The sequence below is a fragment of the Azonexus sp. genome (assembly GCF_049652925.1).
Lineage (GTDB): Bacteria > Pseudomonadota > Gammaproteobacteria > Burkholderiales > Rhodocyclaceae > Azonexus.
This window is the reverse complement of sequence record NZ_JBASFI010000039.1, coordinates 52532-74832: the sequence shown is the minus strand read 5'-3', so window position 1 is coordinate 74832 and position 22301 is coordinate 52532. Positions and strand designations below refer to the sequence as shown.

The following is a 22301-nucleotide window of genomic DNA, read 5'->3' as shown; positions in this document are numbered from 1 at the left end:
TTCAGTTTGGCGGCTTTTTACTTTTCACGTAGTAAACCTGGTTGACCGTGGGATTCGCTTAAACGACAGCTCCGTCCTCGTTGGCGCCTTCGATGACCTTGGGTTTGACGATGAACTGCTCGCGCGAGACGCCGAGCCACATGACCAGCGGGCTGGCGACGAGGACCGAGGAGTAGATGCCGAAGCAGATGCCGATGGTCAGGGCCATGGCGAAGTAGTGCAGGGTTTCGCCGCCGAAGATCAGCATCGAGAGGACCATGAGCTGGGTACTGCCGTGGGTGATGATGGTCCGGCTGATGGTGCTCGTGATGGCGTGGTCTAGAACCTGCGGTGTGGTCAGGCCGCGGACCTTCTTGAAGGTTTCACGGACCCGGTCGAAGACGACGACTGACTCGTTGACCGAGTAGCCGAGCACGGCGAGGACGGCGGCCAGCACGGACAGCGAGAACTCCCACTGGAAGAAGGCGAAGAAGCCGAGAATGATCACCACGTCGTGCAGGTTGGCGATGATGGCCGAGACCGAGAAGCGCCATTCGAAGCGGAAAGCCAGATAGATGACGATGCCGATGACGACGAGCAGCAGCGCCATTGCGCCGTTTTCGGCGAGTTCCTTGCCGACTTGCGGGCCGACGAACTCGACGCGACGCAGTTCGGCGCCCGGCGCTTCGGCTTCGAGCGACTTCATGACCGATTCACCGATCTGGTTGGTGTTCTGCTCGCTCTTCAGCGGCAGACGGATCATGACGTCCTGCGACGAACCGAAGTTCTGTACGGCGTAGTCGGTGAAGCCAGCCTTGCCCAGCGCGCCGCGAATCTTTTCGAGATCGGCGGCCTGCTGGTAGTGGGTTTCGATCAGCGTGCCGCCGGTGAATTCGACCGACAGGTGCAGGCCCTTGGTGAACAGGAAAACGACGGCGAGGATGAAGGTGAGCAGCGAAATGACATTGAACGTCAGCGCATGGCGCATGAACGGAATGTCTTTCTGGATGCGGAAAAATTCCATTTTCGTTTTTCCTTATTTTTTGCCGTTGACCGTGGCAGCGGCTGGCTTCCACAGTTGACCGATAGCGACCTTGGTCAGCTTCTTCTGGCGTCCGTAGATCAGGTTGATCAGCCCGCGCGAGACGAAGACCGACGAGAAGATCGAGGTCAGGATGCCCAGACAATGGACGACAGCAAAGCCGCGGATCGGGCCGGAGCCGAAAATCAGCAGGGCGAGGCCGGCGATCAGCGTCGTGATGTTGGAGTCGAGAATGGTCCCGAAGGCGCGTTCGTAGCCTTCCGAAATAGCGCCTTGCGGCGGCATGCCGTTGCGCAGTTCCTCGCGCACCCGTTCGTTGATCAGCACGTTGGCGTCGATTGCCATGCCGAGCGTCAGCGCGATGGCGGCGATGCCGGGGAGGGTCAGCGTGGCCTGCAACAGCGACAGGATGGCGACCAGGAAGAGCAGGTTGGAGGCCAGGGCGATGACCGAGACGACGCCGAAGATCTGGTAGTAAAGGATCATGAAGACGGCGATGGCGGCAAAGCCCCACATCGTCGAGTGGAAACCCTTCTTGATGTTCTCGGCACCCAGCGACGGGCCGATGGTGCGTTCCTCGATGATGTCCATCGGTGCAGCCAGCGAGCCGGCGCGCAGCAACAGCGCCGTATCGTTGGCTTCCATGGTGCTCATGCGGCCGGAAATCTGCACGCGGCCGCCGCCGATTTCGCTGCGGATGACCGGTGCGGTAACGACTTCGCCCTTGCCCTTTTCGATGAGCAGGATGGCCATGCGCTTGTTGATGTTCTCGCGCGTGACGTCCTTGAAGATGCGGGCGCCGGCCGAGTCGAGGGTCAGGTGAACCGCAGCCTCGTTGGTCTGGTTGTCGAAGCCGGGCTGGGCGTCGGTCAGGCGATCGCCGGTCAGGACGACCTGTTTCTTGACGAGCAGCGGCTGGCCACCACGTTCGGTGTAAACCTCGGTGCCAAACGGCGGGTTGCCGGCCAAGGCGGCTTCCAGGGCACCGGTCGAGTCATCGACCATGCGGATTTCTAGAGTCGCCGTGCGGCCGAGGATGTCCTTGGCCTTGGCCGTGTCCTGCACGCCGGGCAGCTGGACGACGATGCGGTCCAGGCCCTGCTGCTGGATGATCGGCTCGGCGACGCCGAGTTCGTTGATCCGGTTGTGCAGGGTCGTGATGTTCTGCTTGAGGGCAAATTCGCCGAGCTTGTTCTGGGCTTCCGGCTTGAGCGTGGCGACCAGCCTGGGTTCGCTGGCGTCGCCGGCTTCGGTGACCAGCAGGTCGGGCTGGCTGTCGCCGATGGCAAAGCGGGCCTTGTCGCGGGTTTCAACGTCGCGGAACTTGACGACGATGCGCTCACCTTCGCGGTTCACGCCGCTGTGGCGCAGGTTCTTGTCACGCAGCACGGTACGCAGGTCGGCCGAGGTCGAGTCGAGCTTCTTGGTCAGCGCGCCCTTCATGTCGACCTGCAGCAGGAAATGGACACCACCGCGCAGGTCGAGGCCGAGGTACATCGGCAGCGCGTGCAGCGAGGTCAGCCACTGCGGCGAAGCGGTCAGCAGGTTCAGCGCAACGACATACTGCGGGTCGGCGGCATCCGGGTTGAAGGTCTTTTCCAGGATGTCCTTGGCCTTCAACTGAATGTCGGTGCTGGTCAGGCGGACTTTGACGCCGACGTTATCGAGCTGGATGCCGTTGTGCGTGATGCCAGCGGTCTTCAAGGCATCCTCGACACGGGCCTGGGCCCTGGCGTCGACCTTGATCGTGACCTTGGCGCTGGACAACTGCACAGCCGGCGATTCACCGAAGAAGTTGGGCAGGGTATAGACGAAGCCCAGCAGCAGCGCGACGGCGATGGTGATGTACTTCCAGAGTGGATAGCGATTCATGGCGGCTTCAAAGCAAAAAGGGCGACACGAAGCCGCCCTTTGGGGTGATTACAGCGACTTCAGCGTGCCCTTGGGCAGAACCAGACCGATCGACGGCTTTTGCACGACAACTTCGGTGTTGGCGGCGATTTCGACGGAGACGTAGCTGTCACCGACCTTGGTCACCTTGCCGACGATGCCGCCCTGGGTGACGACTTCGTCGCCCTTGGCCAGCGCGGCGAGCAGCGCCTTGTGTTCCTTGGCTTTTTTCATTTGCGGACGAATCATGAAGAACCACAGCACGACGAACATCAGGATCATCGGCAGCATCTGCATCAGGCCACCCGTCGGGTCGGCGGAGGCTGCAGCGGTCTGGGCGTGGGCAAGGCTAATCATTGTGGTAACTCCGGATAACTAAGAAATTCAGAACGCGCGATTCTATCACTCGCCGGATGACCGTTTGCGGACAAACTCGTCCGACCACTCGGTGAACGTGCCGGACTCAATGGCGGCGCGCATTTCGGCCATGATGACCTGATAGAAATGCAGGTTGTGGATGGTGTTGAGCATGCCGCCGAGGATTTCGCCGTGGCGGAAGAGGTGGTGCAGGTAGCTGCGCGTGAACTGGGTGCAGGTATAGCAGCTGCAACTGGGGTCAAGCGGCCCGGTATCGAGCTTGTAGCGGGCATTCTTGATCTTGACGTCGCCGAAACGGGTGAACAGGTGGCCGTTGCGGGCATTGCGCGTCGGCATCACGCAGTCGAACATGTCGATGCCGGCCTTGACCGAGCGGACGAGGTCTTCCGGCGTGCCGACGCCCATCAGGTAGCGCGGCTTGTGCGTCGGCATGCGGGGCGCGACGTGGGCGAGGACGCGCACCATGTCCTCTTTCGGTTCGCCAACCGACAGCCCGCCGATGGCCATGCCGTCGAAGCCGATGTCGTCGAGGCCAGCCAGCGACTCGTCGCGCAGGTCTTCGTACATGCCGCCCTGGATGATGCCGAACAGGGCGTTGTGGTTTTCCAGCTTGTTGTGTTCGTCGCGCGAGCGTTGCGCCCAGCGCATGCTCATGCGCATCGACTTGGCGGCTTCTTCGTGCGTCGCCGGGTAGGGCGTGCATTCGTCGAAGATCATGACGATGTCGGAATTCAGAACCTTCTGAATCTGCATCGAGATTTCCGGCGTCAGGAAAAGCTTGGCGCCGTCGTGCGGCGAGCTAAATTTGACGCCTTCCTCGGTGATCTTGCGCATGGCGCCGAGCGAGAAGACCTGAAAGCCGCCCGAGTCGGTGAGGATCGGCTTCTGCCAGTTCATGAAGTCGTGCAGGCCGTTGTGTGCCTTGATGACTTCCAGTCCCGGTCGCAACCACAGGTGGAAAGTGTTACCCAGGCAAATCTGGGCGCCAATCTCCTCCAGCGACTTTGGGGTCATCGCCTTGACCGTGCCGTAGGTGCCGACTGGCATGAAGACGGGGGTCTGGATCTGGCCGTGGGCCAGCGTCAATGTGCCGCGGCGGGCGGCGCCGTCGGTCTTGAGGAGTTCAAATTGCATCGGAGGGTTGTCCAGTTCGTTCCAGAAGCATGGCGTCGCCATAGCTGAAGAAGCGGTAGCGCTCGGCCACGGCGTGGGCGTAGGCGGCACGGATGTTGGCGTAGCCGGCAAAGGCCGAAACGAGCATGAGCAGCGTCGATTTCGGCAAATGAAAATTAGTGATCAGCCGGTCGACGACCTTGAAGCGGTAGCCCGGGGTGATGAAAATGCTCGTTTCGGCGGCGCCGACGCGCACCGTGCCATCTTCGTTGCCGGCCGATTCGAGGGCGCGCAGGCTGGTCGTGCCGACGGCAATGACCCGGCCGCCGGCAGCTCTGGTCGCGGCGATGGCGTCGGCCGTGGCCTGCGGAATTTCGAAACGCTCGCTGTGCATGCGGTGATCGGCGATCTTCTCGACGCGCATCGGCCGGTAGGTGCCGGCGCCGACGTGCAGGGTCAGGAAGGCGGTGTTGACGCCCTGGGCTCGTAGCTTTGCCAGCATCGCTTCGTCGAAATGCAGGCCGGCCGTGGGCGCGGCGACGGCGCCTGGTTGGCGGGCATAGACTGTCTGGTAGCGCGTTTCATCGGTACCTTCGGCCGGATGTTCGATGTAGGGCGGCAGCGGCAGCTTGCCGTGCTGCTCGGCCAGTTCCCAGAAGTCGCCTGTTGCGTCGACCAGTTCGAGCGCGAAAAAATCGCCATCGGTGCCGGCACGGCCGGTCATGCACACCTCGAAGGCCCCGCCCAGCCGCATTTTGCTTCCCGGCTTCGGTGCCTTGCTGGCGCGAATCTGGCAGATGGCGTGCGTGGCATCGACGATGCGTTCGAGCATGACTTCAACCTGCCCACCGGTTTCCTTGCAACCGAAAAACCGCGCCTTGATCACGCGGGTATCGTTGAAAACGAGCAGGTCGCCGGCTTTCAGCAGTTCTGGCAGGTTTTCAAATTTGCGATCAAATTCCAGTTGACCGTGGAATTGGCCGCAGACATGCAGCAGGCGGCTGCCCGTGCGTTCGGCGGCCGGGTGCTGGGCGATCAGTTCGGGCGGGAGAGGGAAGTCGAAGTCGTCAACGGTCAACGACATGGTCTGAATCCAGGTGGAAACTTGAACGGCTTTGCGCAGGGAAAGCCGTATTGTCGTTGTCGGGCCGGGGCTTCATGGCACCAATCAACGGGCAGGCTGTCCAATCGAAAGTCGTTTCGGTTGGTCAATAAAATAGGCCCGGATTCTACCATTCGCCGGATCAAGCCTGGCAGCAAACACTTCCCGTTACATAATCACCGGCTTTCGAACGTGGACCGCCGACAGGAATTCGTCGGATACTGTCGGGCTTGCTACACTAGTTCCAATTTCCAATATCGAGGTGCTTCATGCTCAAGGGATTCCGGCTTGCGCTACTGTCCTGTCTGGTTGTTCTGCCCATCTTTCAAAAGGCCTGCGCGGATGAACTGAAGATTGGCTACGTCAATCTGGAACGGGTTTTCCGGGAGGCGCCTGCGGCCATCAAGGCCAGCAAAAAAATGCAGGCAGAGTTCGAAGTGCGCCGGCAGGACTTGCTGCGCATCGAAAATGATATCAAGGCGCGTCAGGCGGCGCTGGTGGACAAGGGCGCCTCGCTGTCGGATAGTCAGCGACGAGCCAGGGAGTCTGAACTGGCCGAGATATCGGTCAGTTTTCAGCGCAAACAGCAGGAGTTCCAGGAAGACCTCAAACTACGGCAGAACGAAGAGACTTCGGCCGTGCTTGAAAAAGCCAATAAAGCCATCTTCGATCTGGCCAAGTCCGAGCACTGGGACTTGATTCTCCAAGAAGCAGTATCCGTCAGCAGCAGAATCGATGTGACCGATAAAGTCATCAAGAAAATGACCGGGGACTGAACTCCCGTAGGCTGGGAACAGGCCGGATTGTTTTCGGCCTGCTTTGCCGGGGGAGCGGCAACGGTTGCCGCACTACCCCCGGATATCGATGATCGTGCCGAGAATCTGATCGCCGGTCTTGATCACGTTTGCCGCTGCCTTGGCTTCAATTTCTCCCTGGCGCATGGCCACCATCTTCCCGGAGAAGTCATCGTTTTCTACATTCAGGCCGCTTCCGGCAATGGCTGTACGGTTGATGCTGGCCTGCAAACTTTGCATGCCGCTGGACATGATTGAACTGATGGACATGGTTACCTCGATCTACTGTGACCATGGTTCCTTGCAGAACCCGTGCCAGAAACGGGCGGCAGTGTTACTCGGTTTTTCCCGCTTCTTCCAATGCCTTGTTTCTCGCCTCGGTTTCCTTGTTCGCTGCGTCAAGGCCGGCTTTCATGGCGTCAATGTTCTGCTTCGCCTGCTTGGCCTGGTCAGCCTGTAGTTTTCCCACTGTCGCCGCGCTTCCCGCGGTTTCAAGGCCGCACCCGGAGAGAAGCAGGGCGGCAAGGGCAATCAGCGTTTTCATTGTTCGCTACCTTTGGTTAGGCGGGGCATTCTGAAGGGAACAAGTTAAACATTCAGAGCGTGTCAGTCATTCTGGACCGTGCCGGAATGAAAGGCGACAAAAAACCCGCGCATGGGCGGGTTCTATGGACTTGCCTGGACTGCTTGGAAAATTTTCCTGGTGCCCCGGGCCGGACTCGAACCGGCACACCTTTCGGCGGCGGATTTTGAATCCGCTGCGTCTACCGATTCCGCCACCGGGGCATTCGGAGCGCGGATTATCCACGAATCACTTCTTTGGTTCAAGTGAATCGCTGCATGGGAAGGCTTTGGCCAGTGCGCCGGCAACCAGGGTGGCCGGGCTGACGGTCGTGTTGGGCGGTACGCGTTCGACATGGATGACGACGGCGCGAACGAGGCGCAGCGACAGGTCGGCGTCTTTCGGCAGGCAGAAAGCGTTGAGTTTGACGCCAACCTGCTCGGCCAGATAGTCGCTGACGCCGTAGCTGTCGGCAAAGCCGGCGACATAGGCGATGCAGCGGGCGCTGCGAATGGCCTGGAAGGGGTCGCTGGACTTTTGCCCGGCGTACATCTCGTCGGCTACCTGGCAGTCGCCGCGCAGCTCCTGCCCGGTATAGGCGTGTGCCGAGGCGGCGAAGAGGAGAGGGATGGCCCAGAGAAGTTTCATTGTTTTTCGAACCAGTTGAGTTTTTCGTGCAGGCCGACGACGCTGCCGACGACGATCAGCGCCGGCGGCTTGATGCCGGATTCGGCGATGCGGTGCGGCAGTGTACCCAGTGTGGCGAGTACCGTCTGCTGGTCGGTCTGCGTGCCATTGCGGATGACGGCAGCCGGGGTCAGCGAGGGCAGTCCGTGATTGATCATCTGCCGGCAGATTTCGGCGACGGCGCCGATGCCCATGTAGAAGACGACGGTCTGCCGCGGTCGGGCCAGAGCCGGCCAGTCGAGATTGACCGTGCCGTCCTTGAGGTGGCCGGTGACGAAGGTGACCGACTGGGCGTGGTCGCGATGGGTCAGCGGGAAGCCTGAGTAGGCGGCGCAGCCGGCGGCAGCGGTGACGCCGGGGACCACTTCGAAGGGAATGCCGGAGGCGACGAGGGTTTCGAGTTCTTCGCCGCCGCGGCCGAAGATGAACGGATCGCCGCCCTTGAGGCGGACGACTGACAGGCCTTCCTGGGCCAGTTTGACCAGTAATTCGTTGATCGAATCCTGGGGCAGCGTGTGCTTCGAGGCTTCCTTTCCGGCGTAGATGCGGCGGGCGTCGGGGCGGGCCAGATCCATGATGCCGTCGCCGACCAGGTGGTCGTAGACGAGTGCATCGGCGGCGCCAATAAGGCGCGCTGCCTTGACGGTCAGCAAGTCCGGGTCGCCGGGGCCGGCGCCGACCAGCCAGACTTTTCCGGCTGCGAGTGTGTTCAGCTTGTTCATGCGTAATCCCTGCCTTTGGGCGGCCATCCTAATGCGGGACACGGCGCCTGCCAATAGCGGGAAGTCAATGAATGATCGATATAGGCCCAAAGTATTAACTGTGTAGTTAAAAAGAACTATAACCGTTTGAATGGTATGGATTTATCAGCCCGAAAAGATTGATGAGTATCAAGGATGCAGAAGAGGCTCAGGTTCAACCTTGCGGACATCGCGTTGAGGGAGATGGACGCGAATTATTTCGATCCAGGAGATAGAAAGATGAAGAAAACAGTAGTGGGGATGCTTGCACTTAGCGCCATGGCTGTCGCCATGGGTACGGCCTTCGCTCAGGAAACCGCCAAAGCGGCTCCGAGCATGACGGCGGCAGAAAAAGAAACTGCAAAGAAGATTTACTTCGAACGTTGCGCCGGTTGCCACGGTGTGTTGCGCAAGGGAGCCACCGGCAAGAACCTGGAGCCGCACTGGTCGAAGAAGGACAAGGACGGTAACGTCACCGAAGGTGGCACGCTCAAGCTCGGCCAGCAGCGTCTGGAAAAGATCATCGGTTACGGGACCGATGGCGGCATGGTCAATTTCGACGACATTTTGACCAAGGATGAAATTTCCCTGATGTCGAAGTACATCCAGAATGTACCGGATGTGCCGCCTGAGTACAGCTTCAAGGAAACGCTGGATTCCTGGAAGGTCATCGTGCCGGTCGATCAGCGTCCGACCAAGCAGATGAACAAGTACAACCTGAAGAACATGTTCTCGGTCACCCTGCGCGACACGGGTGAAGTCGCCCTGATCGACGGCGATACCAAGGAAATCCGCAGCATCGTCAAGACCGGTTACGCGGTTCACATTTCCCGTCTCTCCGCTTCCGGTCGTTACGTTTACGTGATCGGTCGCGATGGTCGTCTGTCGCTGATCGACCTGTGGATGGAAAAACCGGGTGTGGTGGCTGAAGTCAAGATCGGTTTCGATGCCCGCTCGGTCGATACCTCCAAGTTCAAAGGCTTTGAAGACAAGTACGCGATCGCCGGTTCCTACTGGCCGCCCCAGTACGTGATCATGGACGGCGACACGCTGAAGCCGCGCAAGGTTGTTTCCACCCGCGGCATGACGGTTGATGGCGAGTACCATCCGGAACCGCGCGTTGCTTCCATCGTTGCTTCCTTCATCAAGCCGGAATGGGTGGTGAACATCAAGGAAACCGGTCAGATTCTGCTGGTTGATTATTCCGACATTGAAAACCTGAAGACGACGACCATTGCGTCCGCCAAGTTCCTGCATGACGGCGGCTGGGATGCTTCGAAGCGCTACTTCCTGGTGGCGGCCAACGCCTCCAACAAGATCGCTGCGGTGGATACCAAGACCGGCAAGCTGGCCGCGCTGGTCGATGTCGCCAAGATTCCGCACCCGGGTCGTGGCGCCAATTTCATTCATCCGAAATTCGGTCCGGTCTGGGCGACAGGTCACCTGGGCGCCGATGTTGTGACGCTGATCAGCACACCTTCTGACAAGAAGGCTGATGCCAAGTTCAAGGAGTACAACTGGAAGGTTGTTCAGGAGATCAAGCACGTGCCGGGCAACCTGTTCGTCAAGACGCATCCGAACTCCAAGCATCTGTGGGCTGACTCGGCACAGAACTCCGACAAGGATCGTGCTGAATCTGTTTCCGTTTGGGACATGGCGGATCTCTCCAAACCGAAGGCGATCCTGAACGTTGCCAAGGATTCCGGCATGCCGGAAGCCAAGGCGACCAAGCGGGCCGTGCATCCGGAATACAGCGCGGATGGCAAGGAAGTCTGGATTTCCCTGTGGGGCGGCAAGACCGACCAGTCCGCCATCGTTGTCTATGACGATGCTACGCTGAAGGTCAAGAAGGTGATCACCGATCCTAAGATGATCACGCCGACCGGCAAGTTCAACGTCTACAACACGCAGCACGACATCTACTGATCGACTGTCGATTGTTTGATGTGACTTAAAGCTACGGGGGCGCAAGCCCCCGTAGCATATGAAACAGCAGCAATTTGCGCAGGGGGACAATGGCCTGCGCGGTGAGTAAATTATTTTGGTGGAGATAAGCACGATGAAAAAGAATCTCGTTTCCCTGGCCGTCTTTGGCGCGTTCGTCGCCCTCGGTTCGCAATCGGCCATTGCCGCACCGGACTGGAACAAGGCGGCCAAGAGCACGATCCACGTTTTCCACCCGGGTGCGGCACCGATCGAGTGGGTCCAGGGCAAGGGCGAGCACAGCGGTGCAGCCGGCCTGAAAAAGGGCGAGACCTGTGCCGGTTGCCATATTGAAGACGGCAAGCTGAGCCTCGACACCAAGCGTCTGGCCAGCAAGGAAATGGAGCCGAAGGGCGCGCCCAAGACGATGACCTATCCGGTCACCGTGCAGGCTGCTTTCGATGCAAGCAATCTCTATGTTCGCCTGAGCTTCAAGGCCCCGGCGGGCGGTTTCGACCATTCCGACAAGGATAACGACGTCAAGGCCACGATCATGTTCCCGAACGACAAGGTGCCGCTGGCTGATCAGGCCGGTTGCTGGGCCGCCTGCCACGAGGACGCCAAGGGCATGCCGAAGGGCAAGGACAAGACCAAGCATGTCGCTGCCGGTGCCCTCGATCTGGTGCAATGGGCGAGCAGCGGCAAATCGTCAGACGGCTACGTCGCCGACAAGCGCAGCATGGAAGGCGGCAAGGCCGGTGGCACGGCTGAAGGGGCCAAGGCCGGCGATACCTATACCGTGACCTTCACCCGCAAGCTGACCGGCAACGCCGTTCTGGCAGCGGGCAAGGCCGTGCCCTTCGGCATCGCCATTCATGCCGACCATGCCGGCGGACGTTTCCATCACGTTTCCTTCGGCCACACGATTGGTCTGGGTGCCGATGGCGACGTGAAGGCAGCCAAGCAGTAACGCAGCATGCCATCCGGCCGCGTTCTGAATACCGGATGGCTATGCCTGAAAAGAGCGCCGCTTGTGCTGGCGCTCTTTTCATTTTCGGCGCTGGCCGGGAATGTGGCCGAGGTGCGGATCGAAGGCTACAAATACCTCCCTGCCGAGGTGAGTATCAAGGCGGGAGACAGCGTGCGGTGGACCAATCACGAAAAACGCACCAGTCATTCGATCGTCTTTCCGGCCGAAGGCGGGCGGGAGTCGGAACGGATGTTTCCCGATGAAAGCTGGCAGCGCCAGTTCGATAAGCCGGGCCGCTACCCCTATCATTGTGGGCCGCATCCCGAAATGGAAGGTGTCGTTCTTGTCGCCGAGTAATTTCATTTTTGGCCTTTTTTTCCTGTCGACCGTGGCAATCGCCGGCGAGCCGGATGTGGCGCGCCAAAAAGAGCTGGTGCACCTCGTTCGCCAGGATTGCGGCTCCTGTCACGGCATGACGCTCAAAGGCGGCCTCGGCCCGGCTTTGCTGCCGGAAACCCTGCGTGACAAGCCGGCCGAGGGGCTGGCTGCAACGATCTACTACGGCCGCCCGGGAACGCCGATGCCGCCGTGGAAAGCCTTTCTATCCGAAGCCGAAGCGGCGTGGATAGTCGATAAACTGATGACCGCATTCCCCCAGTGAGAACGCCATGCGCCTGCTGCTGATCGCCTTGTTTGCCCTGCTCCTCAACGCCTGCGCCGGCCCGCAACTGCGCGGCACCGGCGATCTCGGCCTGATCGTCGAGCGGGCCAGCGGCCACGTCACGCTGGTCAACACCACGGCGCGCCAGCCCTATGCCCGCATCGGCGGCCTCGGCGATCTCTCGCACGCCTCCGCCGTCTATTCTCGTGACGGCCGCTACGCCTTCATCTTCGGCCGCGACGGCGGGCTGACCAAGATCGATCTGCTCGAAGCGAAAATCGTCAAACGCATCATCCAGTCCGGCAATTCCATCGGCGGCTCGATCTCGCAGGATGGTCGCATTGTCGTCGCCCAGAACTACACACCGGGCGGCATCAAGGCCTTCGATAGCGATACCCTCGAACTGCTTTCCGAAGTGCCGGCCGAGTTCGCGCCCGGTCAGTTCTCCAAGGTCGTCGGCCTCGCCGATACGGGTGGCAACAGGTTCGCCTACGCACTGTTTGACGGCGGTGAAATCCGCGTCACCGATTTCAGTAATCCCAGGCAGCCGACCACCCAGCGCTTCCCGGCCGGCAGCCAGCCCTACGACGGTCTCGTGACGCCGGATGGCCGCTACTTCCTGGCCGGCCTGTTCGGCGAGGACGGCGTCGCCATGCTCGACCTCTGGCAGCCGGAAAAGGGGGCGAAGAAGATTCTCGAAAACTACGGCCGCGGCCAGGAGAAACTGCCCGTTTTCAAGATGCCGCACCTGCGCGGCTGGTCGGTGGCGCAGGGCAAGGCCTATCTGCCGGCGATCGGCCGCCATGAAGTGCTGGTCGTCGATGTCGCCACCTGGAAGGAAGTCGGCCGCATTCCCGTGCGCGGCCAGCCGGTCTTCGTCATGGCCCGCCCCGACGGTCGCCAGATCTGGGTAAATTTCGCCTTCCCGGACAACGCCAAGGTCGATGTCATCGACACCCTGGCCGGCAAAGTTACGCATCAGATGGAGCCGGGCAAGGGCATCCTGCACATGGAATTCGCGCCGCGTGGCGAAAATGTCTGGCTCTCGGCGCGCGATGACAACAAGGTTTTGATTTACAACACCGAGAATTTCGCCAAACTGGGCGAAATCCCGGCCGAAAGCCCGTCCGGCATATTCTTCACCGCGCGCGCCGTGCGCATAGGTTTCTGATGAACGCTTTGGCCATGAACAGCAGCAGCCTCGACTTCCAGTTGCTCAATGACTTCCAGCGTGATTTCCCGCTGGTTTCGGCGCCGTTTGCCGAGTTGGCGGCGCGTCTTGGCGTGGCGGAAAAGGTCGTTCTCGGCCGCCTCGAAAACCTGCGCCGCGAAGGCAAGATTTCCCGCGTCGGCGCCGTTTTTGCACCGAAGCGCATCGGCGCCTCGACGCTGGCCGCCATGGCCGTGCCGCCGGAAAAGCTCGAAGCGGTGGCGGCCACTGTCAACCGCTTCCCCGAGGTCAATCACAACTACGAACGCGAGCATCGTTACAACCTGTGGTTCGTCGTCACCGCCGCGACTGAAGGGCGCCTGCAGGCCAGCCTTGGCGCCATCGAGAAGGCAGCAGGCTATTCGCTGATGGCCCTGCCGCTCGAAGAGGAATTCCATATCGACCTCGGTTTCTGCCTGAACGGCGACAAGAAAAAATGCGTCGCCATGGCCCAACCGGTCCATCCGGTGGCGCTCATCGACGAGGCCGAACGCCGTCTGGTTTCCGTGCTGCAGGAAGGTCTGCCGCTGTTTATTCGGCCTTTCGCCCTGATCGCCGAGCGCATCGGCGCCTCGGAACCGGAAGTCCTCGGCCGCATTCGCCGCTGGCTCGAAGAGGGCGCCATCAAACGCTTCGGCGTTGTTGTCCGCCACCACGAACTCGGCTACCGGGCCAACGCCATGCTCGTTCATGACATCCCGGACGGGCAGGTCAGCGAGATCGGCCGCGCCCTGGCCGAAGAGCCGGCCGTGACGCTGTGCTACCGCCGGCCGCGCCGCCTGCCCGACTGGCCGTACAACCTGTTCTGCATGATCCATGGCCGCGAACGCGGCGAAGTCGAGACCATCATCGCCGACTTGCGCCAGCACCACGGCATTGAAACGGCCGCCCACGAGGTGCTCTTCTCGCTGACCCGCTTCAAGCAGAACGGCGCGCGCTATGCGTGAGCTTTCCACGGTCGACCGGAAAATTCTCGCAAAATTGCAAGGCGACTTCCCGATCTGCGAACGCCCCTACGCCGAGGCCGCCGAACAACTGGGCATCAGCGAGGATGAATTGCTGCAACGTATTGAGTCCCTGCTCGCCGACAAGGTGCTGACCCGCTTCGGCCCGATGTTCCAGATCGAGGAAATGGGCGGTGCCTTCGTGCTGGCCGCACTGGCCGCCCCGGAGGAGCGTTACGACGAGGTCACGGCGCAGGTCAACGCGCTACCCCAGGTCGCCCACAATTACCGCCGCGAACACGCGCTCAACATGTGGTTCGTGCTCGCTACCGAAACGAAGGATGGCATCGCCGAAGCCATTGCCCACATCGAGCGTGACACCGGCCTGGCGGTCTATGCCTTCCCCAAGGAACGCGAATTTTTCGTTGAAATGAAGCTCGAGGCGCGGCAGTGATCGACGACATTGATCGCTCCCTGATCGTTGCCACGCAAGGCGGCCTGCCGCTTGTGCCGCGCCCTTATCACGCCCTTGCCGAGCAACTCGGGCTGTCGGCCGACGAGGTGATGTCCCGGCTAAAAGCCATGCTCGAATCGGGCGTCATCCGCCGCATCGGCGCCGTTCCCAACCACTACGCCATCGGCTGGACGGCCAACGGCATGACCGTCTGGGATGTCGCCGATGAGCAGGTCGACGAACTCGGTGCCCGCATCGGCGCCCTCGATTTCGTCACCCATTGCTACCGCCGTCCTCGCGCCCTGCCGGCCTGGCCGTACAACCTGTTCGCCATGGTGCACGGTGCCTCACGCGATGAGTGTTCGGCCAAGGCCAACGAAATCCGCCGCTTGCTCGGCGATGCCTGTCGCGGGCAGGACATTCTGTACTCGACCCGAATCCTCAAAAAGACCGGGCTGAGGATAGGCAGCTAAGGACAGGCTCGCATCCGGTTTTCCGCAGCGCGATAGGATGCCGGGGAGTCGATCTGCTGATGTGCGGCATTGATCCCGTCCTTGAGCTTGCTCAGCAGGCTGGCGAGCTGTTGGTCGGCGCGTTGGCGCAGCACGGATTCAGCTTCGCCGACACTGGAAAAATAAGCCGCCTGGCCGAGCGACTGACGTAGCGCAACCGGCATCAGCCGGGCGCCGATCCTGAGATGGTTGCGCCAGACCGTGACGTGCTCCTGCTCATGTTCGTCCACGATGCGTCGCCGGCAAGGATGGGTGCCGAGTTCCCGGGCAAGAAGGACCTCGAAGCTCGAAAAGCCCAGTTTCAGTTGCAGCGACGGTACGGCACACACCCGGCCGTCGCGATTGCTCATGGTGCGTACGGAAAGCGCCATGCTGGCGGCCGGTTCGGCCCGGGTTACGCCCAGCGTGCTGTGGTTCAGGCTGCTGCCCGCCTTGGCAAAGCGCGCCAGGTCCGCCATCCGGACGCCGTCGTCGCGGCTTACCGGACTGTCCTCGAATACGGCAGTGAAATTAGCCTCCGCCGCCAGTTTTTCGCAGTGCGCCTTGAAACTGTCGTTGTTGGCCCCGGCGAGTGTGCTGGCAAGCAGAAGCAGGAGGGCAAAGCGGGATTTCATGCTAGGGGGCTCGTTCAGGCAACAAGAGCATTTTGCCCAAGCAATGTGAAATGCCGTTGACGGTGGATCGCCTGAAGTCAGCGTTTTCCGCCAAGCGGCCTGGAGCGGCGGGTATTGGCCAGACCTTGACGCAAGAATCCAATTTTTCGCCGTCTTCCCCGCCAGGCTGGCAGGTGTCCTGGTAAAGAGTCGCATCTTCAAAGGCACCGCCGAGAGCCGTTGGAGGCGAAATTGGCCTGGGTGCGAGCAGCCAATGCTTGCCTAACGTGGCCAGTAACAAACAGGTGCCCTCAATCCGAGGCGCACACGATACGCAGGCGGAATTCTCCGCAAACGACCCAGCCGACAGTGCCAAGCAACAATTTCATTTCAACTGTGCACTATGCCACGGTCAATTTCGCCAACGGTCGATAACCTGCTCCTACGGGGTGATTCGGCCGGACTCCTGGGGTGGGGGCAGTGGTCGGTCAGTGTTGCTCGTGTGTGAGACTTGGATCGAACAACGGTAGCAATAAGACAAACCCTGTTCCAGCCTGCAACTTTAACGGCTGATTGCGAAATTTAAGGAGAATATTGCGTTGAAAAACAAACTTAAAATTGGGATTGCCACACTGGTACTTGCCTTTTCAGCAGGCGCTCAGGCCATAACCGAGAGTCTCGATACAAATGGTCTGAAACAAACAGTGAATGGCACGATATCTTTCGATTCCGGTACCAACTCTGTTGCTGCGCTTGCCGGCCTTGCCACACTTTCCTTCACCGACTACCTCACGTTCAACCTGCCGGCGACATCGCCGCAGTGGGAGCTGAGCGGCGAATTGGGCGGCAAGGGAAAGTGGACAACGGGGTTGTTCGGGCTTGCTCTCACTTCCAGCGGCTTTTCGACGATTTCACTGGATCTGCAAGCACAGCAGATTGGCGGTTGGATTTCCATCTGGAGTGCCTCGGATGCATCCGCTAACGCGGGCGATCTGATTAACGTGGCTTTTGATGATTTCCTTACTCAAGGGGGCAGTTATCGTGCAGTGGTTTCCGGCTCCTATCGCGATTCCGTCTTAACTTCGGACCCCAGCTACCGCGTCTCCTTGGTCGCTACACCTGTTCCGGAACCGGAAACCTACTCCTTGGTTCTGGCCGGCCTTGGCTTGTGCGCGCTGGTTGCTCGCCGCAAGCAGAAAAAGACCGCCTGATCTGTTCGCTGAGGCAGACTAAAATTCAAACGGGAGCCGAGGCTCCCGTTTTTTTGCCTAGAAGCCAGGATGCGACTAGTCGACATGCTTGGCGGTTTCCCTCGCTAGCCGGCTTCGCCAATCCGCTTTGCAATATGCGCCAATGCCTCTTCAACCTGATCGATCAGGATCAGGCAGAGGTCGCCCGGCTGCAGACGACCTAGCGCCGTATCGATGGCGATGAATTCGCCGGTAATGGCGTCTATCTGCTTGGTGCGGCGGGCGTTGGCCAGGCCTTCACGCAACAAGCCGATCACTTCGCCATCTTCGCGGCCGCGCTGGCAGGCATCCTGGTAAAGAATCACATCATCGAAGGCGTCGCCGAGGATTTCGGTCTGCTGGCGGATATCGTCGTCGCGCCGGTCACCGGCGCCGCTGATCACCACCGAACGGCGTACCGCCGGCATATTGTTGATGGCGCCGACCAGCGCCTGGATGGCGTCCGGGTTGTGGCCGTAGTCGGCGATCAGCGTCGCGCCCTTGTAGTCGAAGACGTTGAAGCGGCCAGGGGCGGTCGCCGCGTCGCTGACGAAATTGGCCAGGGCCTTTTCGATGACTTCCCACGGGTAGCCGAGTGCCCAGCCGGTGGCGATGGCCGCCATGGCGTTCTCGACCTGAAAGCCGATGGTGCCGTTGCGAGTCAGCGGGATGTTGGCCAGCGGGATGCGCTGCTTCTTGCGACCTTCGCTGCAGATGATGGCGTCGCGCTCGACATGGACGACGCGCTTGCCCTGGGCTCGGTGGGTGGCGAGTACCGGGTTCATGCGGTCGCGGGCGAAGAAAATGACATCGCCGTGGCAGTGATGGGCCATCGTGGCGACCACCGGGTCGGCCGCGTTGAGAACTGCAGTGCCGGTCTGCGCAACGTTTTCGACAATGACGCGCTTGACCACAGCCAGTTCGTCGACGGTCGTGATGTAGTTGAGGCCGAGATGGTCGCCGAGGCCGATGTTGGTGATCACCGCCACATCGCACACATCGAAGCCGAGGCCTTCGCGCAAGACGCCGCCACGGGCAGTTTCGAAGACGGCCGCGTCGACGTCCGGATGCATCAGCACGTTACGGGCGCTGCGCGGGCCGGAGCAGTCGCCGGTATCGATGCGCCGACCTTCGACGTAGATGCCGTCGGTGCTGGTCATGCCGACACGCAGGCCGTTTGCTTCGAAAATGCGGCCGATCAGGCGGCTGGTCGTTGTCTTGCCATTGGTGCCGGCGATGGCGACGACCGGAATACGCGCGTTGTCGCCGTCCGGGAACATCATGCCGACGATGGCTTCACCGACCGCGCGACCCTTGCCGAAGGACGGGTCGAGGTGCATGCGCAGGCCGGGGGCGGCATTGCATTCGACGATGCCGCCACCTTGCTCTTCGAGCGGCTTGTGCATGGTGTCGCAAACGACGTCGATGCCGCAGATGTCGAGGCCGACGGTCTGGGCGGCGGCGACGGCAGCGGCAGCGAGTTCCGGATGGACGTCGTCAGTGACGTCGGTGGCGGTGCCGCCCGTCGACAGGTTGGCGTTGTTGCGCAGGACAACGCGAACGCCACGGCCGGGCACGGAGTCGGCGCTGTAGCCCTGTTCTTCGAGGCGGGCGAGGGCGATTTCGTCGAAGCGGATCTTGGTCAGCGAGGTGGCGTGGCCATCCGAACGGCGCGGGTCGCGATTGACGATGTCGACCAGTTCGCGCACGGTGTGCGTGCCGTCGCCGATGACCAGCGGCGGGTCGCGGCGGGCGGCGGCGATCAGCTTGTCGCCGATGACCAGCAGGCGCCAGTCGTGGCCGGAGAGGAATTTCTCGACCATGATGTCGTCGCGGTAATCGACGGCGACGCGGTAGGCCCGACGGACCTGTTCTTCGGTCGTCAGATTGACTGAAATGCCCTTGCCCTGATTGCCATCCTGCGGCTTGACGACGACCGGCAGGCCGATTTCCTGAGCGGCCAACCAGGCGTCGTCTTCGTCCTCGACCGGGCGGCCGTAAGGCACAGCAACGCCGGAGGCGTGGAGCAGCTTCTTGGTCAGTTCCTTGTCCTGGGCAATCGATTCGCCGATGGCGCTGGTCAGGCTGGTTTCTGCCGCCTGGATGCGTTTCTGCTTGCTACCCCAGCCAAACTGGACAAGGCTGCCCTGCGTCAGGCGGCGGATCGGGATGCCACGGGCCAATGCGGCCGAGACGATGGCGCCGGTAGACGGGCCGAGACGGATGTCTTCGTCAAGATCGCGTAGTTCCTTGAGGACGCCGTCCAGATCGAACGGCGTGTCGTTGAGTGCGGCGAGGCAAAGCTGCTCGGCCCGTTCGAAGGCCAGGCGGCCGACATCTTCCTCGGTGTATTCGACGACGACCTGGTAGACGCCTTGATCGACCGTCTGCGCCGTGCGGCTGAAAGTGACCGGGCAGCCAGCTTGGGCTTGCAGGCCGAGGGCGGCGAATTCCAGCGCGTGGGCCATCGACACGGTGTCGAGGTGGTCGGAGGGAATCAGGTCGCCGAGTTCCGGGAAGCGTTCGCGCAGGCGGGCTTCGAAATTGGGCAGGTCTGAAATGGCTACCTCGGCACCTTCACAGGTGACGATGGCCTGAATGGCGGTGTGCCGGCTCCACAGGTTGGGGCCGCGCAGGGCGCGAATGCGGGAAACGTCCATGACGCTTTATTCCTCGTTATTTCCGGGCGGTGGCCGGCTTCTTGGGTTGCGACTTTTTGGCGGGCTGCTGTATCAGCGAGGCGGGGTCGATCAGTTCGAGGCCGAAGGTCTTGAGACCCGTGGTCATCACTTCTTGGCTCAGCCCCATGGCCCAGCCGGCAGCGATGCCGGCCAGCACGTTGGCAATGTTTTTCGGCTGTTTGGCCTTGCCGATATACGGCGCATCGACCAGACGGCAGAGGCGCGTTTCATCAGCGCCCGAGCGCAGCACGATGCGGTTGTCGGCGACGGTGACGCCCCGCTTGCCGGCCGCCAGATGGGCGACCAGCATCGGGTTGGCCGGATTGCAGGCAAAGAAAATTACCTCGCCATCGCACAGTTCGGCAAAATCGGCGACCAGTTCGTCTTCGGCGTTGAGCACGGCGTGGCCGCTGGGCAGCACGACATCCACCTGCGTCCGGTAGATCGAGCGCGGCGTCGTGTAGTACTCGCCGCCGGTCGGCTGGGTATCCCAGCGCGACAGGTCTTCTTCTTCCGAAACGATGTTGGTGATGACGCCGACCGAGCAGCGGTCGTAGGCCAGACCTTCGCCGAGAATGACTTCGGCGCCGTTTTCGATGACGGCAGCCTGAACCGAACGGTTCATCAGCAGGCGGCGACCGCCTTCCCAGTTGGCGGCGTTGGTTTTCTGGACCTGCCGGCGGCCGAGGTAAATGCCGTCCTTGCAGGCCAGGCCGCCTTGCTGGCCGGAGAGGTAGATCAGGTGGGCGACCATCTTGGCGACGGCATTCTTGCCGTGGGTGCCGGTAACGCCAACCAGCGGCACGCGACCGCTCTCGTTCTCGGCGAACAGGTTGTTGACGATGGCCTGGCCAACTGGTCGCGGCTTGCCGATGCCCGGTTTGATGTGCATGAGCAGGCTGGGGCCGGCATTGACTTCAACGATGGCGCCGCCTTGTTCGGCCAGCGGCTTCGAGACATCCTGACATACCAGGTCGATGCCGGCGATGTCGAGGCCGACGACGCGGGCCGCCAGCGCAGCGACCTGCGCGGTTTCGGGATGGACTTCGTCGGTGCAGTCGAAAGCGTGGTTGGCGTTGCGCTGGATCAGCACTTCGCGCTCGCCGGCCGGGACACTGTCGGCGCTGAGGCCCTGGCGTTCGAGTTCGATCCTGGCGGCAGTGTCGATCTTGATGATCGACAGCGGATGCAGTTCGGTCGTGCCGCGGCGCGGGTCGACGTTGATCTGACTGTCGATCAACGACTGAACCGTGGATTTGCCGTCGCCGATAACGGTGATCAGGTCGCTGCGGTTGGCCGCGACCAGCTTGCCGCCGACGACCAGCAGACGATGCTCGATGCCCTGGATGGAACGCTCGACGAGCACGCCGGAACCTTCCTCGACGGCGATGGCGTAGGCCTTGGCGACTTCTTCCCTGGTTGTCAGGTCGATGAAGACGCCACGCCCGTGGTTGCCGTCGGTCGGCTTGACGACGACCGGCACGCCGATGTCTTCGGCGGCTTCCCAAGCATCGTCGGCGCTGTGGACTTCGCGGCCTTCCGGCACCGGGACGCCCACCGAGGAGATCAGCTCCTTGGTTAAATCCTTGTCGCGCGAGATGGTTTCGGCGATGGCGCTGGTCTGGTCGGTTTCGGCCGTCCAGATGCGGCGCATGGCGGCACCATAGCCGAGCTGGACGAGGTTGCCGTCGTCGAGCAGGCGGATATGCGGAATGCCGCGCTTTTCGCCGGCCTGGACGATGGCGGCGGTCGATGGGCCGAGGTATTTGCGGTCAACCTTGCGGCGGAGCAGGCGGACGGCTTCGTCGAGATCGTAGGGCTCGTCGGCGATGGCGGCGAGCAGCAGTTCGCGGCCGACGTCGAGCGACATGCGCGTGACTTCTTCGTGGAAGTTGGAGACGACCAGCTTGTAGACGCCACGCGTCGTGGTTTCGCGGGTACGGCCGAAGCCGTCAGGCAAACCGGCCAGGGTCATCAGTTCGAGCACGATGTGTTCGAGGATGTGGCCGGCCCAGGTGCCTTCCTTGAGGCGGCGCAGGAAGCCGCCGTGTTCGCCATAGTTGCAGCGATGCTCGACGAGGCCCGGTAGCCAGGCGCTCAGGCGCTCGTAAAGGCCGGGAATCTTGTCCGAGGGAAAGTCTTCGAGTTCGCCGATGTCGATCCAGGTCTCGATGACCGGGGGGTAGGTCCAGATATTGGGGCCACGCAGTGAAATCGTGTCCCGGAAAATGATGTCCTTTTTCTTCATGCTCTTGGCTCTGGCTCCGTTGGCCTGCGGTGATGAATGTTTGATTTCAGCATTATTAACGCTTTCGTTCGCTTGCGGCTGACCGCCGTCTAAAAATGTCACTCAAGAGGACAAAGCGTTACAGGAAGCGGTCGAGAAGCTTGCGGCTGTGCCGGTCCAGTGTGCTCAGGTCGCGGATCAGAAACTGGATTCCGTGGGCGTCGGCGATGAGCAGACGCGTCTGGCTCAGGCGGCGAATGTCTTCCTCACCCTTGAGGATCAGTTCGGCCGGGCCGCGATTGGTGCGCAGTCGCCAGGTGCTTGGGCAGGCGAAGCTGGAAACGTCGTCAATGCCTTCGATTTCCGGGACGAACTCACGGCTGGCCAGGTCGGCTTCGATCAGAGCAGCAATGGCCGGCGGCAGGTCGCCGAGGCTGTCGATCCAGGCGACTTCGTGACCTTCGTAATTGACCAGCGACAGGCCTTCGTCGGGGGCGGCGATGGGGAAGGCGCGGACTGGCGTGACGCCTTCGTGGATGATTCCATTTTCGGCCGTTAATACCAGTCGACCGTAGGAATCGCGTTGCAGCTGGAAATTGGGGTTCGACAT

Annotated in this window: 23 protein-coding genes and 1 tRNA gene; 10 read left to right on the top strand and 14 right to left on the bottom strand. The window is 61.3% G+C overall.

The window, feature by feature from the left end; genetic code table 11:
• Window positions 1-58 precede the first annotated feature (58 nt).
• The 5 genes from secF to queA are packed head-to-tail and all read right to left on the bottom strand — an operon-like array spanning window position 59 to window position 5486.
• The gene (gene secF / locus WBK19_RS18195; protein WP_511292273.1) at window positions 59-1003 is read right to left on the bottom strand and encodes a protein translocase subunit SecF; all 945 of its coding nucleotides are present in this window, start codon (window positions 1001-1003) and stop codon (window positions 59-61) included.
• 12 nt (window positions 1004-1015) lie between these two features.
• Entirely contained in the window at window positions 1016-2893 is a 1878-nt protein-coding gene (gene secD / locus WBK19_RS18190; RefSeq protein WP_511292271.1) for a protein translocase subunit SecD, read from the bottom strand.
• Window positions 2894-2941: 48 nt separating this feature from the next.
• Window positions 2942-3268, bottom strand: a complete 327-nt coding sequence (gene yajC / locus WBK19_RS18185) for a preprotein translocase subunit YajC (protein WP_511292269.1) — start codon at window positions 3266-3268, stop codon at window positions 2942-2944.
• A 45-nt stretch (window positions 3269-3313) separates the two neighbouring features.
• Entirely contained in the window at window positions 3314-4423 is a 1110-nt protein-coding gene (gene tgt, locus WBK19_RS18180) for a tRNA guanosine(34) transglycosylase Tgt (RefSeq protein ID WP_511292267.1), read from the bottom strand.
• Window positions 4413-5486, bottom strand: coding sequence for a tRNA preQ1(34) S-adenosylmethionine ribosyltransferase-isomerase QueA (queA, locus tag WBK19_RS18175; RefSeq protein ID WP_511292265.1), 1074 nt, complete (start codon window positions 5484-5486; stop codon window positions 4413-4415). Before queA ends, tgt begins: the two co-directional genes overlap by 11 nt.
• Before the next feature lie 287 nt (window positions 5487-5773).
• On the opposite strand from queA, the gene WBK19_RS18170 reads away from it, so the two are divergent.
• Complete coding sequence (locus tag WBK19_RS18170; RefSeq protein ID WP_511292263.1) at window positions 5774-6280, top strand: OmpH/Skp family outer membrane protein; 507 nt, start codon at window positions 5774-5776, stop codon at window positions 6278-6280.
• 72 nt (window positions 6281-6352) lie between these two features.
• Here the strand turns inward: WBK19_RS18170 and WBK19_RS18165 are convergent, their stop codons facing one another.
• From WBK19_RS18165 to cobA, 5 genes are all read right to left on the bottom strand, one after another.
• Window positions 6353-6568 carry a hypothetical protein gene (locus tag WBK19_RS18165; RefSeq protein WP_511292261.1) on the bottom strand — a complete coding sequence of 72 codons (216 nt, stop codon included), beginning with the start codon at window positions 6566-6568 and terminating at the stop codon, window positions 6353-6355.
• 64 nt (window positions 6569-6632) lie between these two features.
• Entirely contained in the window at window positions 6633-6842 is a 210-nt protein-coding gene (locus WBK19_RS18160; RefSeq protein ID WP_511292259.1) for a hypothetical protein, read from the bottom strand.
• Window positions 6843-6999: 157 nt separating this feature from the next.
• Window positions 7000-7084: transfer RNA gene (locus WBK19_RS18155), tRNA-Leu, on the bottom strand.
• A 25-nt stretch (window positions 7085-7109) separates the two neighbouring features.
• On the bottom strand, window positions 7110-7508 hold the full coding sequence (locus tag WBK19_RS18150; RefSeq protein WP_511292257.1) for a Rap1a/Tai family immunity protein: 399 nt from the start codon (window positions 7506-7508) through the stop codon (window positions 7110-7112).
• The gene (cobA, locus tag WBK19_RS18145; protein WP_511292255.1) at window positions 7505-8269 is read right to left on the bottom strand and encodes a uroporphyrinogen-III C-methyltransferase; all 765 of its coding nucleotides are present in this window, start codon (window positions 8267-8269) and stop codon (window positions 7505-7507) included. Before cobA ends, WBK19_RS18150 begins: the two co-directional genes overlap by 4 nt.
• Before the next feature lie 258 nt (window positions 8270-8527).
• Between cobA and WBK19_RS18140 the strand changes: the two genes are divergently transcribed.
• From WBK19_RS18140 to ahbB (WBK19_RS18105), 8 genes are all read left to right on the top strand, one after another.
• Window positions 8528-10213, top strand: coding sequence for a cytochrome D1 domain-containing protein (locus tag WBK19_RS18140; RefSeq protein WP_511292253.1), 1686 nt, complete (start codon window positions 8528-8530; stop codon window positions 10211-10213).
• Between the two features lie 133 nt (window positions 10214-10346).
• Window positions 10347-11180, top strand: coding sequence for an ethylbenzene dehydrogenase-related protein (locus tag WBK19_RS18135; protein ID WP_511292251.1), 834 nt, complete (start codon window positions 10347-10349; stop codon window positions 11178-11180).
• 6 nt (window positions 11181-11186) lie between these two features.
• On the top strand, window positions 11187-11537 hold the full coding sequence (locus WBK19_RS18130; protein WP_511292249.1) for a plastocyanin/azurin family copper-binding protein: 351 nt from the start codon (window positions 11187-11189) through the stop codon (window positions 11535-11537).
• Window positions 11524-11841 (top strand): c-type cytochrome, encoded by a 318-nt coding sequence (locus WBK19_RS18125; RefSeq protein ID WP_494647318.1) that lies wholly within the window; start codon window positions 11524-11526, stop codon window positions 11839-11841. The genes WBK19_RS18130 and WBK19_RS18125 overlap by 14 nt, the downstream gene beginning before the upstream one ends.
• A 7-nt stretch (window positions 11842-11848) precedes the next feature.
• Window positions 11849-13012: a cytochrome D1 domain-containing protein gene (locus tag WBK19_RS18120; protein ID WP_511292247.1), complete on the top strand. Its 1164-nt coding sequence runs from the start codon at window positions 11849-11851 to the stop codon at window positions 13010-13012.
• Between the two features lie 14 nt (window positions 13013-13026).
• Window positions 13027-13998: a siroheme decarboxylase subunit beta gene (gene ahbB / locus WBK19_RS18115; RefSeq protein ID WP_511292245.1), complete on the top strand. Its 972-nt coding sequence runs from the start codon at window positions 13027-13029 to the stop codon at window positions 13996-13998.
• Window positions 13991-14449 carry an Lrp/AsnC family transcriptional regulator gene (locus WBK19_RS18110; RefSeq protein ID WP_511292243.1) on the top strand — a complete coding sequence of 153 codons (459 nt, stop codon included), beginning with the start codon at window positions 13991-13993 and terminating at the stop codon, window positions 14447-14449. Before ahbB (WBK19_RS18115) ends, WBK19_RS18110 begins: the two co-directional genes overlap by 8 nt.
• Window positions 14446-14922 carry a siroheme decarboxylase subunit beta gene (ahbB, locus tag WBK19_RS18105; RefSeq protein WP_511292241.1) on the top strand — a complete coding sequence of 159 codons (477 nt, stop codon included), beginning with the start codon at window positions 14446-14448 and terminating at the stop codon, window positions 14920-14922. The genes WBK19_RS18110 and ahbB (WBK19_RS18105) overlap by 4 nt, the downstream gene beginning before the upstream one ends.
• Here the strand turns inward: ahbB (WBK19_RS18105) and WBK19_RS18100 are convergent.
• Window positions 14919-15575: a hypothetical protein gene (locus WBK19_RS18100; RefSeq protein WP_511292239.1), complete on the bottom strand. Its 657-nt coding sequence runs from the start codon at window positions 15573-15575 to the stop codon at window positions 14919-14921. The two genes, ahbB (WBK19_RS18105) and WBK19_RS18100, sit on opposite strands and share 4 nt — an antisense overlap.
• A gap of 578 nt (window positions 15576-16153) precedes the next feature.
• Here WBK19_RS18100 and WBK19_RS18095 point away from each other — a divergent pair.
• The gene (locus tag WBK19_RS18095; protein ID WP_511292237.1) at window positions 16154-16765 is read left to right on the top strand and encodes an FxDxF family PEP-CTERM protein; all 612 of its coding nucleotides are present in this window, start codon (window positions 16154-16156) and stop codon (window positions 16763-16765) included.
• Window positions 16766-16869: 104 nt separating this feature from the next.
• Here the strand turns inward: WBK19_RS18095 and cphA are convergent, their stop codons facing one another.
• The 3 genes from cphA to WBK19_RS18080 form a co-directional block, all read right to left on the bottom strand.
• The gene (gene cphA, locus WBK19_RS18090) at window positions 16870-19443 is read right to left on the bottom strand and encodes a cyanophycin synthetase (RefSeq protein ID WP_511292235.1); all 2574 of its coding nucleotides are present in this window, start codon (window positions 19441-19443) and stop codon (window positions 16870-16872) included.
• A 16-nt stretch (window positions 19444-19459) separates the two neighbouring features.
• Entirely contained in the window at window positions 19460-21712 is a 2253-nt protein-coding gene (locus WBK19_RS18085; protein WP_511292233.1) for a cyanophycin synthetase, read from the bottom strand.
• A 118-nt stretch (window positions 21713-21830) separates the two neighbouring features.
• On the bottom strand, window positions 21831-22301 hold the full coding sequence (locus WBK19_RS18080) for a cyanophycin metabolism-associated DUF1854 family protein (protein ID WP_511292231.1): 471 nt from the start codon (window positions 22299-22301) through the stop codon (window positions 21831-21833).